This is a genomic window from Nonomuraea sp. NPDC049309, assembly GCF_043196965.1.
Classification (GTDB): Bacteria; Actinomycetota; Actinomycetes; order Streptosporangiales; family Streptosporangiaceae; genus Nonomuraea; species Nonomuraea fastidiosa.
Genome location: NZ_JBICSH010000006.1, coordinates 188,565 through 202,280 on the forward strand (window position 1 = coordinate 188,565; position 13,716 = coordinate 202,280).

Annotated in this window: 9 protein-coding genes and 1 pseudogene; 9 read left to right on the forward strand and 1 reads right to left on the reverse strand. The window is 70.8% G+C overall.

What is annotated here, in order from left to right:
• The first annotated feature begins 71 nt into the window (after nucleotides 1-71).
• Complete coding sequence (locus ACGFIM_RS32520) at nucleotides 72-2,066, forward strand: VanW family protein (protein WP_393208258.1); 1,995 nt, start codon at nucleotides 72-74, stop codon at nucleotides 2,064-2,066.
• Nucleotides 2,067-2,395: 329 nt separating this feature from the next.
• Here the strand turns inward: ACGFIM_RS32520 and ACGFIM_RS32525 are convergent, their stop codons facing one another.
• On the reverse strand, nucleotides 2,396-3,454 hold the full coding sequence (locus tag ACGFIM_RS32525; RefSeq protein ID WP_393208261.1) for a PQQ-dependent sugar dehydrogenase: 1,059 nt from the start codon (nucleotides 3,452-3,454) through the stop codon (nucleotides 2,396-2,398).
• Between the two features lie 38 nt (nucleotides 3,455-3,492).
• On the opposite strand from ACGFIM_RS32525, the gene ACGFIM_RS32530 reads away from it, so the two are divergent.
• The 8 genes and pseudogenes from ACGFIM_RS32530 (at nucleotide 3,493) to map (ending at nucleotide 13,557) form a co-directional block, all read left to right on the forward strand.
• Nucleotides 3,493-4,401: a 2-hydroxyacid dehydrogenase gene (locus ACGFIM_RS32530; RefSeq protein WP_393208264.1), complete on the forward strand. Its 909-nt coding sequence runs from the start codon at nucleotides 3,493-3,495 to the stop codon at nucleotides 4,399-4,401.
• Between the two features lie 240 nt (nucleotides 4,402-4,641).
• Complete coding sequence (locus tag ACGFIM_RS32535; RefSeq protein WP_393208267.1) at nucleotides 4,642-7,263, forward strand: putative bifunctional diguanylate cyclase/phosphodiesterase; 2,622 nt, start codon at nucleotides 4,642-4,644, stop codon at nucleotides 7,261-7,263.
• A 198-nt stretch (nucleotides 7,264-7,461) separates the two neighbouring features.
• Nucleotides 7,462-9,207: pseudogene (locus tag ACGFIM_RS32540) on the forward strand (acetolactate synthase large subunit); the annotation flags it as partial.
• A gap of 60 nt (nucleotides 9,208-9,267) precedes the next feature.
• Entirely contained in the window at nucleotides 9,268-9,792 is a 525-nt protein-coding gene (gene ilvN / locus ACGFIM_RS32545) for an acetolactate synthase small subunit (RefSeq protein WP_393208270.1), read from the forward strand.
• A 23-nt stretch (nucleotides 9,793-9,815) separates the two neighbouring features.
• Nucleotides 9,816-10,799 (forward strand): ketol-acid reductoisomerase, encoded by a 984-nt coding sequence (ilvC, locus tag ACGFIM_RS32550; protein ID WP_393209247.1) that lies wholly within the window; start codon nucleotides 9,816-9,818, stop codon nucleotides 10,797-10,799.
• Between the two features lie 471 nt (nucleotides 10,800-11,270).
• Nucleotides 11,271-11,801 (forward strand): PadR family transcriptional regulator, encoded by a 531-nt coding sequence (locus ACGFIM_RS32555; RefSeq protein ID WP_393208273.1) that lies wholly within the window; start codon nucleotides 11,271-11,273, stop codon nucleotides 11,799-11,801.
• Between the two features lie 97 nt (nucleotides 11,802-11,898).
• Entirely contained in the window at nucleotides 11,899-12,621 is a 723-nt protein-coding gene (locus ACGFIM_RS32560; RefSeq protein WP_393208276.1) for a siderophore-interacting protein, read from the forward strand.
• Nucleotides 12,622-12,789: 168 nt separating this feature from the next.
• Complete coding sequence (gene map, locus ACGFIM_RS32565) at nucleotides 12,790-13,557, forward strand: type I methionyl aminopeptidase (RefSeq protein WP_393208279.1); 768 nt, start codon at nucleotides 12,790-12,792, stop codon at nucleotides 13,555-13,557.
• Nucleotides 13,558-13,716 lie beyond the last annotated feature (159 nt).

Sequence of the window (13,716 nt, forward strand, 5' to 3'; positions counted from 1 at the left end):
CGTGACATATGCGGATCTGCGTGCCTTACTGTTGCCTGAGACTTGGCTGCGGACCGGGAGGAGATTGAGGCGTGCGAAACGCCGGACCGATCGAATCACCGACCGACCCGTTCGCCTCGGTGCCTCTACCCACGTCGAAGGTCTCCAAGAAGCCGCGGATCGAAGGGCTGCCCCCCGGAGTCTCCCGGGACATCTTCGGTCCGCCGGACCGGCAGGAGGCCCGACCGGCCCAAGGCCCGGGCGCCGCGGGCGGCACGGCGGGCAAGGGCGGGACGCTGCCGCCGGCGGCGCCGCCCGCGCAACCCTGGCCCATGGCCTCCGAGAAGCCCGCGCAACCCGCGCCCGTCTTCGGGACGCCGGAACGCCCGTCGTCCTTCGAAGAGCCCGAGCCGCCACGGCGCCGCCGGCTGCTGCCCGTCATCGTCTCGGTGATCGTGATCCTGGCCGCGCTCGCGTACGTGGTGCCCGCCGTGCTCATGTCCGGCTCCGTGCTGCGCGGCACCCGGGTCGCCGGAGTGGACATCGGCGGCCTGACCGTGACCAAGGCCGCCGACAAGCTGCGTACCGAGCTGGCCACCAAGCTCAGCAAGCCCGTCATCGCCGACATCGGCGGCAAGAAGGAGACGATCCAGCCGGACGAGGCCGGGCTCGAACTCGACGTCGTCGCCACCATCGGGCAGGCGCCCAGCGGGTTCCCCACCCCCGAGGAGGTCTGGCGGGGGCTCACCGGCACCACCGAGCTCACCCCCAAGATCACCCTCGACGCCGCCCAGCTCGCCAGGACCGTCGAAGGGCTCGCCGGCACCGTCGACAAGCCCGCCCGCGAGGGCCGCATCGTCTTCAACGGGCTCCAGCCGCGCGCCCGCATGCCCGAGAACGGCGTGCTGCTCGACCGCGACGACGCCATCCGCAGGATCGGCAAGGCGTTCCTCAACGGCGGCGGCAACGTCGTGCTCACCCTCAGGCCCGCCAAGCCCGCCACCACCCCTAAGGCCGTCGACGAGGCGCTGACCAAGGCCAAGGCCGCCGTCTCCGCGCCGCTGACCCTCACCTCCGGGGCCAAGCAGGTGCAGATCCCGCCGGCCATGATCGCGGCGAACCTCACGTACGAGGTGAACGGCGACGGGCGGCTCGTGCCGCGGTTCAACGCCAAGGCCGTGCTCCAGCAGGTCGAGAACAACCTGGTGGACGAGGCGCAGCAGCCCAGGGACGCGACGTACGAGATCGTCAACGGCAGGCCCGTCCTCGTGCCCTCGCGGCCGGGACGCGGCGTCAACGACAAGCTGCTCGCCAAGGACGCCGAGAAGGTGTTCGACCAGGGCGGCAGCCGGGTCATCGAGGTACGCCTCGGCACCGTCGCCCCCACCGTCGAGACCTCCCGCATCCAGGGGCTCGGCATCAAGGAGATCGCCGCGTCGTTCACCACCACCTTCGACTGCTGCCAGCCGCGCGTCACCAACATCAGGCGCATGGCGGAAAAGCTCGACGGTTACGTGGTGCGGCCCGGCGAGACGTTCTCGCTCAACGAGGCGCTCGGCGAGCGGACCGCCGAGGACGGGTACGTCCAGGCCGGTCAGGTCGTCGGCGGGCGCACGGTCAACGTCGTCGGCGGCGGAGGCGGGCAGTTCGCGACCACGCTGTACAACGCGGCGTACTTCGCCGGGTTCGAGGACGTCGAACACCAGCCCATGGACTACTACTCCGCCCGCTTCCCCGCCGGGCGCGACGCCACGCTTCTCTGGCCCGACCCCGACCTCAAGTGGCGCAACGACTCCCAGAACGGCGTGCTCATCAAGACCGCCTCCACCCCGACGTCGGTGACCGTCACGCTGTGGGGGGTCAAGCGGTACGACAAAATCGAGGCGGTGGAGTCGGAGCGGCGGGACTTCACCCCGTTCCGGCGGGAGGTCAGCACCGCGCCCGGCTGCGTGCCGACGACGGGGGAGCAGGGCTTCACCATCGACGTGACCCGCGTCTTCCACAAGGACGGCAAGGTGGTCAAGAAGGACAAGAAGGTCACCACCAAGTACCGCCCCCGCCCCCAGACGGTCTGCACCGGCGGCTGACCTCACCCTCAGGGCCCCCTCAACCGTCGCCCGCCTTCCGCTCCCCACCCGAACGGACCGCCCCCGAAAGGGACCTGAGCCCTCGTCCCTCTTCAACCGAAGGGACTGCGGCCGCGACGGTGGGGGAGGGGCGCAGCGGTGGTGAGCCGCCCCTTCGAAGCGACCTCGGCCGCCGCTCTTGTCCGCCCGAGGGACCTCGGCCATCACCGCCTTGGTTCACCGAGGGGACCCCGGCCGCGACGGTGGGGGAGGGGTGTGCGGTGGGAACTCCTGTGCGAGCACGGGGGGCGCAGTGGCGTGGCCCCCGGTAGCGGCGAGCCCCGAGGGGGTCAGGACGGGGCGAGGGTGAGGAGGCGGTCGTCGCCGGGGCGGGGGGAGCCGCGGCCGTCCTTGTTGCTGGTGCCCACCCACAAGGATCCGTCGGGCGCGGCGGCCACGGCGCGCAGGCGGCCGTAGCGGTCGGTGAAGCGGGCGACCGGCGTCCCGGCGGAGCCGTCGGCGCCGAGCGGGATCTGCCAGAGCCGCTCGCCGCGCAGCGCGCCGACCCACAGGGACCCGCCGGCGTACGCCATCCCGGACGGTGACGCCTCCGAGGTGGGCCAGGTGAGGATGGGGTTGATGTAGCGGGGATCGTCGCCGCGCCCTTCGACCTCGGGCCACCCGTAGTTGCCTCCGGGCTTGATCAGGTTGACCTCGTCGTAGGTGTTGGCGCCGAACTCGGAGGCGTACAGGCGCCCGGACGGGTCCCAGGCGAGGCCCTGGACGTTGCGGTGGCCGTAGCTGTAGACGAGGGTGCCGAACGGGTTGCCGGGCGCGGGCGCGCCGTCGGTGGTCATGCGCAGGATCTTGCCGCCGAGGGAGTCGCGCTGCTGGGCGAGGCTCCGGTCGCCGACCTCGCCGGTGGTGGCGTACAGGAAGCCGTCGGGGCCGAAGGCGAGCCGGCCGCCGTTGTGGATGCCGCCCTTGGGGATGTCGCGGACGAGAATCCGCTCGTCGGCGAGCGTGCCGCCGGTGAGGCGGTAGCGCACGATCCGGTTGTCGTTCTCGGCGGTGTAGTAGAGGAAGACCTGGTCGTCCTTGACGGCGACGCCGAGGAGGCCGCCTTCGCCGTCGGGCCGCGCCTCCTTGATGGTGGCCAGCTCGGTGACCTGGCCCGCGGGGGTGACGCGCAGCAGCCGGGCGGTGTCGCGTTCGGTGACGAGCGCGTCGCCGCCGGGCAGGAACGCGACTCCCCACGGCACGGCGAGCCCGGTGGCGACGTCCTTCGGCTCGCCGGGGGCGGCCTCGGCGGTCAGGGTCGCGGTGGGGCTGACCTCGCCGCCGCTCGCCGTGCACGCCGTGAGCGCCGTCAGAACCACCGGCAGCATGATCGTCCAGAGCCTCCTCATGTGTTCCATCCTGCCCCCGCAGTCGTAAGGTTCTCGGCATGAAGACCTGGGTTCCGTCCGAATCGGTGGCAGCTGCACTCTCCGACCTTCCCGGCATCGAATGTGCCGTCTACAACAGCACGACCCCGATGCCCGAAGGGGTGGAGGAGGTCGAGGTCTGGGTTCCGCCGCTGGTCACGGTGCCCGACGTGCCGGGGACGCTGGCGAGGATGACCTCGTTGCGGCTGGTGCAGACGGTGACGGCCGGCGTGGAGCCGTACCGTCCGCACATGCCGGAGGGCGCGGTGCTGTGCAACGCGCGCGGCGTGCACGACGCGGGCACGGCCGAGTGGGCGGTGGGCGCGATGATCGCGGTGCTCAGGGAGTTCCCCGGTTTCGTGGACGCGCAGCGCAGGGGCGAGTGGACCTACCACCCCACCGACGTGCTGGCCGACTCGCGCGTGGTGATCGTCGGCTACGGCTCGATCGGGTCGGCGCTTGAGCGCCGGCTGGAGGGGTTCGAGGTGGAGGTCGTCCGGGTGGCGAGGAGGGCGCGCGACGGCGTGCACGCCATGGACGAGCTGCCCGCCCTGCTGCCGGACGCCGACGTGGTGGTGCTGCTGGTGCCGGCCACCCCCGACACCGCCGGCATGGTGGACGCCGCGTTCCTCGCGCGCATGAAGGACGGAGCCGTGCTGGTCAACGCGGCCAGGGGGTCGATCGTCGACACCGACGCCCTGGTCGCCGAGCTGAAGACGGGCAGGCTGCGCGCGGCGCTCGATGTGACCGCGCCGGAGCCGCTGCCGGAGGGCCACCCCCTCTGGAGCGCGCCCAACGTGCTGATCACGCCGCACATCGCGGGCAGCACCCCCGCGTCCGAACGGCGGACGCTGCGTCTCATCCGGGCCCAGCTGGAGCGTTACGTCGCCGGTGAAGAGCTGGTCAACGTCATAACCGACGAGTACTGAGAGGATTCCGGAACGTGGCTGGTCCGTGACCTCGGTTGCGTACCGTTACGTTTGCAGGGAGTTCCTGACTCCTGTCAAGGAGCTCTTGGCAGCGGCATATTGGTCTGTCTGGTTATCAGATCGGTGACGACATCGGCGTTGTCACCACCCGCGCACCTACGACCGCACACACTGGCAGAGGTGATCGTCCGGGCTCGGGCGGTCGCGGGTGCAGAGTTCGAGACGGGATGGGCAACGACTGTGATCCGCTGGCGTGATCCACGGGTGCCGCCGGCCGCCGCGGCGGTGACGGGCGCGGCGGCGTTCGCCGCCGTCCTGCTGGCGCAGGCCCCTGCCACGATCACCGGTGCGGTCGCCGGCGGGCTGGCGGCGCTGATCGCCGCGGCCTCCCTGTTGATCGCGTCGGTACGACGTGCCGCGACGCACCGTCCCTCGGCGGCGAGCGCCCGCTGGATGGGCGGCGGCGCGGTCATCTGGGCCGCCGGAGTGACCCTGAGGCCGTTCGCCGACGGGTTCGTGGTCAACTTCGCGGACATGTTCGTCCTGCTCGGCACCGTGGTCACGGCCGGCGGCGCGCTGATCGCCGCGGATCGCAGGTTCCCGGCGAGGACGGCTTTACGGCAGCTCACGGACGCCTATCTGTGCGCCGTGTCCCTCCTGCTCATCGGATGGGTGACGGCGCTGCGGCATGTCTACGCGGAGGCCTCGGACCCGGTCGGGTTCACGCTGGCCATGCTGCCGCCGATGATCGCGCTGCTGGTGACGTGCGCGGTGATCCCTTCGGTGGTCACCAGCAAGGCGCCGTCGTCGCTGCTCGGCCTGGCCGGGCTGGGTGTGCTGGTCACCATGACGGTGGCCGCGGTGGGCTCGGCCGTGGGACGGCTGCTGGAGGGCGAGCCGCAGCTGTGGAGCGTCATGCTCGCGCCCGTCGCGTTCCTCATGCTGGCCGCGGTGCCGTGGGGGCCGAAGGGCCGGGCGGCGGGCCGTCCCGCCGTCGGCCAGGCGGTGGGCCTCGCGCCGCTGGTGCTGGTCGCGGTGGCGGTCTGCTCGATGCTGGCCCACCAGATGGGCGGCAACCCCGACCCGCCGAACGCGGGCATCGCGGCGCTCAGCGCCTCGCTCGTGCTGCTCCTGCTCGTACGCCTGTTCGTCGCCTCGGCCACCAACCTGCGCCTGCGCGGCCAGGTCAAGCTGGGCCGGCGCCAGCTCATGGATCTGGCCGAGAGCATCGGCGACGTGGTGTTCACCTGCGACTACCAGGGCGTCGTACGGGAGATCGGGGCCGGCGTCGAGGCGACGTACGGTTACAAGCCCGGCGATGTCGTGGGCGGCTCGATCTTCGACTACATCCACCCGGAGGACGTGCCGGGCATCCAGGTCGCCATGCGCACCCTGACCCTCGACGACGATGCGGCGGCCGCGCCGGGCGCCTGCCTGATCGCCTGCCGGGTACGCGCGGCCGACGGCACCTGGCGGCCCACCGAGTCGGTGGCCACCCGCCGGCTGGGCGGCGACGAGCTGATGCTGGTCACCACGCGCGACGTGAGCGACGAGGAGGCCCTGCGCAACCAGGTGGCCCACCTGACCTTCCACGACGGCGTGACGGGGCTGCCCAACCGCGCCTACTTCGAGGAGCGCACCAGGGAGGTGCTGTCGGGCCGCACGTCCGGCAACGTCGCGGTGATCTTCCTCGACCTCGACGGCTTCACCTCGGTCAACGACTCGGTGGGGCATGCCAGCGGCGACTACCTGCTCGGGCAGGCGGCGCGCAGGCTGCGCAGCGCGGTCCGCGCCGACGACACGTTGGCCCGCTGGGGCGGCGACGAGTTCGCGGTGCTCGTGGAGACCGGCGGCGAGGCGCAGGTGGCGGTCGATCTGGCCGAGCGGCTGGTACGCGCGGTCTCGCAGGAGCCGTTCCGCGTGGCCGACCGCGACGTGGCGCTGACGGCGAGCGTCGGGGTGGCCTTCACCGAGGAGGGCATGCCGGCCGGTGACCTCATGCGCAACGCCGACGTCGCCATGGCGCGCTCCAAGGAGCTGGGCGGCCGGCGGGTCGAGGTGTTCGCCGCGCAGATGCACGCCGACGTGGTGCGCCGCCTGGAGCTGGCGGCCGACCTGCAGCGGGCGCTGATCGAGCAGCAGTTCGCCATCGAGTACCAGCCGGTGGTGGACCTCGCGACGTCGCGGGTGACCGCGGTGGAGGCGCTGGTGCGGTGGTGGCGCGGCTCGGTGTTCGTGCCGCCCGAGCAGTTCCTCGGCCCGGCCGAGGACACCGGGCTGATCGTGCCGCTGAGCGAGTGGATCCTGCGCGAGTCGTGCAGGGAGGTCGCGGCCTGGCGGGCCTCGTCGTGGGACATCGGGCTGTCGCTGAACCTGTCGGCGCGGCAGATCATGGCGCCCAGGTTCGTCGAGACGGTCGAGGAGGCGCTGCGCGAGAGCGGCCTGCCCGCCTCGTCGCTCACCCTCGAAGTCATCGAGGAGATGCTGGTCGAGGACGCCGAGGAGACGATCAAGCGGCTGTCGGAGCTGCGCTCGCTCGGCGTGCGGCTGGCCATCGACGACTTCGGCACCGGCTACGCCTCACTGGCCTTCCTGCGCCAGCTTCCCGTCGACATGATCAAGATCGACCCGTCGTTCGTGGCGGGGCTCGGCAAGGACGACACGCTGACCCTGCTCACCCGTACGATCGTGCAGCTCGGCCGCGACCTGGGGCTTATCGTGGTGGCCGAGGGGATCGAGCGTCCCGAGCAGCTCGAACTGCTCAAGCAGATGGGGTGCACGAGGGGGCAGGGCTTCCTGGTGGCGCGGCCGATGGCGGCGCGCGGCGTCGACTCGCTCATGCGGACGAGTCTCACCGTTTGAGACATGTGTCCACCAAGTTGACACCGGGGCGTTCGGAGCGGCTATCGTGTAGGCCATGCTTCGCAGTGAGATTCTCGTAGTACTTCGCTGGCGCGCAGGCCGCTAGCGAAGCACTACGACCTGCGCGCCGCCCCAGACCCACCGTTCGGTGGGAAGGGGCATTTTTTATGTCCTTAAGCGAGTAGCCACGCAAGGAACGAGCCGATGACCGAACGGATGACAGGTGCACAGGCCCTGGTCAGGGCACTGGAGCACGTCGGAGTCGACATAGTGTTCGGGATCCCGGGCGGTGCCATTCTCCCGGCCTACGATCCCCTCTACGACTCGACCAAGGTCCGGCACGTGCTCGTACGCCACGAGCAGGGTGCAGGTCACGCGGCCGAGGGCTACGCGCAGGCCACCGGCAAGGTCGGGGTGTGCATGGCGACCAGCGGTCCCGGTGCCACGAACCTGGTGACACCGCTGGCCGACGCGTTCATGGACTCGGTGCCGATCGTGGCGATCACGGGACAGGTGGCCTCGCCCATGATCGGCACCGATGCTTTTCAGGAAGCCGACATCTCCGGCATCACCATGCCGATCACGAAGCACAACTTCCTGATCACCGAGGCCGGTGACATCGCGCGCACGATCGCGGAGGCGTTCCACATCGCCTCCACGGGACGCCCCGGCCCTGTGCTGGTGGACATCTCGAAGGACGCGCTGCAGGCGGAGACCACGTTCAGCTGGCCGCCCGTCCTGCAGCTCCCCGGCTACCGCCCGGTCACCAAGCCCCACAGCAAGCAGATCCGCGAGGCGGCCAAGCTCATCGCCGAGTCCCGCAGGCCCGTCCTGTACGTCGGCGGCGGCGTCCATAAGGCCCGCGCGTCGGAGGAGCTGCGCGAGCTCGCCGAGCTGACGAACATCCCGGTCGTCACCACCCTGATGGCCCGCGGCACGTTCCCCGACAGCCACCCGCAGCACATGGGCATGCCCGGCATGCACGGCAGCGTCTCGGCGGTCGGCGCGCTGCAGAAGTCCGACCTGATCATCGGCCTGGGCGTGCGCTTCGACGACCGGGTGACCGGCGACCTGTCGACGTTCGCCCCCAACGCCAAGGTCGTGCACGCCGACATCGACCCGGCGGAGATCTCCAAGAACCGTCACGCCGACGTGCCGATCGTGGGCGACTGCAAGGAGGTCATCAGCGACCTCGTCGCCGCGATCAAGGCGTCCGGCCAGAAGGGCGACTACACCGAGTGGTGGAAGGTCCTCAACGGCTACAAGGAGACCTACCCGCTCGGCTACGAGCAGTTCGAGGACGGCTCGCTGGCCCCGCAGTACGTCATGGAGCGGCTGAGCGCGATCGCCGGCCCCGACACCTACTACGTCGCCGGCGTCGGCCAGCACCAGATGTGGGCCTCGCAGTTCATCGACTACGAAAAGCCCGGCACGTTCATCAACTCCGGCGGCCTCGGCACGATGGGCTTCGCCGTCCCGGCCGCGATGGGCGCCAAGATGGGGCGGCCCGACACCACCGTGTGGGCGATCGACGGTGACGGCTGCTTCCAGATGACCAACCAGGAGCTGGCCACCTGCGCGCTCGAAGGCGTGCCGATCAAGATCGCGGTCATCAACAACGGTAATCTCGGCATGGTCCGCCAGTGGCAGACCCTGTTCTACGACGAGCGTTACTCCAACACCGACCTGCAGACGGTCCGGCGGATCCCGGACTTCGTCAAGCTGGCCGAGGCCTATGGCTGTGTGGGCCTACGATGCGAGCGTCCGGAAGACGTGGACGCCGTGATCAAGAAGGCCATGGAGATCAACGACGTGCCCGTGGTGGTCGACTTCGTCGTCCACCAGGACGCCATGGTCTGGCCCATGGTGGCCGCGGGCACGAGCAACGACGACATCAAGATCGCCCGTGACATGGCGCCGAAGTGGGAGAACGAGGATGACTAGGAGCGGACCCGGCGCGACGACGCAGCGCCCGCGCGGCGCACGGAGGAAGGTGAGCGAGCGATGAGCCGTCACACGCTGTCGGTGCTGGTCGAGAACCGGCCCGGTGTCCTCGCCCGCGTCTCATCGCTGTTCAGCCGGAGGGGGTTCAACATCGACTCCCTCGCCGTCGGTCCCACCGAGCACGACGACATCTCCCGCATCACGATCGTGGTGAACGTCGAGGAGCTGCCGCTTGAGCAGGTCACGAAGCAGCTCAACAAGCTGGTGAACGTGCTCAAGATCGTCGAGCTGGACCCCGCGCAGTCGGTGCAGCGCGAGCTGATGCTGATCAAGGTCAAGGCCGACGCGGAGAGCCGCTCCCACGTGCTGGAACTCGTGCAGCTCTTCCGGGCCCGCTGCGTCGACGTGGCGGCCGACGCGGTGACCATCGAGGTCACCGGCACTCCCGACAAGCTTGAGGCGTTCGTCAGGGTCCTCGAGCCGTTCGGGATCAAAGAACTCGTCCAATCGGGCATGGTGGCCATCGGCCGCGGTGCCCGCTCCATCACCGACCGGTCCCTCAGGGCACTGGACCGTACCGCCTGAAAGGTTTTGAGCAAGTGACCGAGATCTACTACGACGACCAGGCCGACCTCTCGATCATCCAGGGACGTCACGTGGCCGTGCTGGGGTACGGCAGCCAGGGCCACGCCCACGCGCTCTCCCTGCGTGACTCGGGTGTCGATGTGCGCGTCGGGCTGCCCGAGGGCTCCAAGAGCCGCGAGAAGGCGGAGAACGACGGCCTGCGGGTGCTCACCCCGTCCGAGGCCGTCGAGGAGGCCAACCTCACGATGATCCTCGCGCCGGACCACGTCCAGCGCGACCTGTACAACCAGCACGTCGCCCCCAACCTCGTCGAGGGTGACGCGCTCTTCTTCGGCCACGGGCTCAACATCCGTTACGGCCTCATCGAGCCGCCGGAGGGCGTCGACGTCTGCATGGTCGCCCCCAAGGGCCCCGGCCACCTCGTGCGCCGCCAGTTCGAGGCCGGCCGCGGCGTCCCGGTGCTCGTCGCCGTCGAGAAGGACGCCTCGGGCAAGGCGCTCGACCTCGCGCTGTCGTACGCCAAGGGCATCGGCGGCACCCGCGCCGGCGCGCTGCGCACCACGTTCAAGGAGGAGACCGAGACCGACCTGTTCGGCGAGCAGGCCGTGCTGTGCGGCGGCGTCTCCGAGCTGATCAAGGCCGGCTTCGACACGCTCATCGAGGCGGGCTACCAGCCCGAGGTCGCCTACTTCGAGTGCCTGCACGAGATGAAGCTGATCGTCGACCTCATGTACGAGGGCGGCATCTCCAAGATGTACTGGTCGGTCTCCGACACCGCCGAGTACGGCGGCTACACCCGCGGGCCGCGCGTCATCAACGACAAGACCCGCGAGGAGATGCGCCGCATCCTCGGCGAGATCCAGGACGGCAGCTTCGCCCGCCAGCTCGTCAACGAGTTCGACAGCGGCCAGAAGGAGTTCAAGCGCTACCGCGAGGAGCTCGCCGAGGACGCCATCGAGAAGACCGGCGCCAAGCTGCGCCCGATGATGAGCTGGCTCAAGGGCTGAGCCCCACCGGCCTCACCCGCCTCGCACCCCCGGCGCCACACGGCCGCGCGCAGCACCTAGCGCCCGGCCACCCGGCGTGAAGGGGTTTCGTGCGCGGCCGCCCGGCCTCGCTCCGAGGGGGTCTTGTGCGCGGCCGTTCGATCCCGCCGCAAAGGGCCCCCTTGTGGGCGGCCGGGCGGTCTCGTGCGTGGCCGCTCGGCCTTGTGTGCGGCGGCCGCCGCTGGCTCTGTCGCCGGGCCCGGCCCCGGCCTCGCCGCCGAGCCGCGAGCGGTCTGGCGGGCGCCTCGTGAACCGCTGAGCGCGGCGGGCGAGGGGAGTACCCCTCGCCCGCCGCGCTTTTTCGTGCCCGCTCGCGCGAGGCTGCGGTGCTTGCTCCTGCGCGGCCATGCCCGAGGTGAGGTGCTCGCTCTCCTTCGAAGTCGCGATATTACGTCTTTACGGCGGTATATCGTTCGATATAGCATCCGAGTCATGATGAACGCGCGCCGCAGTCCGGGCGCGGGCGGGTTCGGCCCCACGGGCCGCTTCTTCGGGCCTGGCGAGCTGCGCCTGGCCGTGCTCGCCCTGATCGCCGAGCAGCCCGGTCACGGTTACCAGGTCATGACCCGTCTCGCCGACCGCTTCAACGGCACGTACGAGCCCAGCGCCGGCTCCATCTACCCCACGCTCCAGCTCCTGGAGGACGAGGGCCTCGTCCGCGTCGAGCCCGAAGGTGGCCGCAGGGTGTACCACGCCACCGAGCAGGGCCTGCGGGTCGCCGAGGGGCAGCGGGAGGAGATCGAGCGGCTGTGGGGACGTGCGGCCAGCAGGGGTCAGTGGGGGATGTTCGGCGAGCCCGAGGCCGCCGAGATCGTCGGCCCCGCGCTGCGCCTGGTCAAGGCGGCGGTGAAGACGCTCGCGCACGCCCACCGCGACCCCCGGGTGATCGAGGGTGTGCTGGAGGTGTTCACCGACGCCCGCCGCAGGATCGAGGAGCTCGACCCGAAACGGAGGTCATCATGAGGGCGTCCGCTTACTCGCCGGCCGCCCGGCCCGAAGCGAGGAACGCGACGAGGCGGCCGCTCGCCGGCCGGTCGCCCGGCCTGGAGCGGAGGCCGTCATGAGCCGTCCGCTCGCGCGCAGGCTGCTCGACCCGTGGCTGGTCAAGGGGCGGGTCGCCGAGACCGGGCAGGTCGCGCCGCGCATGCGGCGCATCAGGATCGCCGGCCCCGAGATCGCCGGTTTGAGCTGGACTCCGGGCCAGCACGTACGGGTGCTCGTCGGCGGCGGGAGCGTGCTCGGCGGCGTGCTGCGGACGTACTCGGTCTGGCGGCACGACCCCGAGCGGGAGTCGATCGAGCTCATCGGGTACGACCACGGCGGCGACGCGCCGGGCGCCACCTGGGTCAGGAGCGTCGAGCCCGGCCACGAGGTCGCCTTCACCCGTCCGGAGGGCGGCTTCGTGCTGCGTCCCGGCGCCACATATCACCTGTTCGCGGGGGAGGAGACGGCCTCGGTGGCGTTCGGGGCGATGCTGCGGGCGCTGCCCGGGGACGCCAGGGTCTACGGGGTCGTGGAGGCCGAGGGCCCCGGAGATCACCTCGACCTGCCGGGCGGCCTGGTCACGGTGTGCAGGAACGGCGCTCCCGCGGCCTCCTCCCAGGTCCTGCTGGAGGCGGTCAGGAAGCTGGAGCTGCCGGACGAGCCGGGCACGGCCTACCTGGCGGGTGAGGCCCGCACCATCCAGGCGATCCGCGCTCACCTGGTGACTGAGCGCGGCTGGCAGCGCAGGGACGTCCGGACGAAGCCCTTCTGGGCACCCGGCAGGAAGGGGCTGGACTGACCGCAGCGCGCTGCTCCCCGGCGTCGCGCGCCCTCGGGGCGTGAGACCGGTCCTCCTCGCCATCGCGTGCTCCGGGCGCGAGACCGGCCGCACCGCCCGTCTCTCCGGTGTCGCCGCGCCCATCGGGCGTGATAAAAATACCGGTATAGTTATCGACGAGGAGGGGCCGTGATCGAGCTCAAGTCAGCCGGGGAGATCGCCGCGATGCGCGAGGCGGGCCGGGTCGTGGCCGCCGTGCACGCGGCGACGCGGGAGCAGGCCGGCGTGGGAGTGACGCTGAAGCACCTGGACGAGGTGGCGAGGACCGTCATCGAGGAGGCGGGGGCGGGCGCGTCGTTCTTCGGCTACCACCCGTCGTTCGGCGCGACCCCCTACCCGGGCGTCATCTGCACCTCCGTGAACGGGGTGATGCTGCACGGCCTGCCGACGCCGTACCGGCTGCGCGACGGCGACCTGATCAGCATCGACTGCGCGGCGTTCGTCGACGGCTGGCACGCCGACGGCACGGTGAGCTTCACCGTCGGCACGCCGCGCGACGAGGACCTCAAGCTGATCCAGGTCGCCGAGGAGACGCTCGCCGCGGGCATCGAGGCGGCCAGGCCCGGCAACAAGCTGGGCGACATCGGCCACGCGATGGCCACGGTCGGCCGCGGCGCCGATTACGGCATGCAGAACGACTTCGGCGGCCACGGCATCGGCCGGGCCATGCACGAGTCGCCGTTCGTGCCGAACGTGGCCCCTCGCGGGCGCGGGCTGCGGCTGCGGCCCGGCCTGGTCATCGCGATCGAGCCCAGCCTGATGGCCGGCGGCCGCGACGACTACTACATGGCCGACGACGGCTGGTCGGTGTGCTCGGGCGACGGCAGCAGGAGCGTTCACGTTGAGCACACGGTCGCCATCACGGAGGACGGGCCGGTCGTGCTGACTTGTCCGTGAAACCCCGCTTGTACGGGCTCCGCGGGCCCCGCGGACCGGTCATGCTTCGGCAAGGTCAGCGCCCGGCGGCCTTCAGCGGGGGACACCTCTTCGTCAAGTGAGACGATGATCGGTATCCGTTCGGCCAGACGCCGTATTCGGCCTGGTCAACAGCGAAAA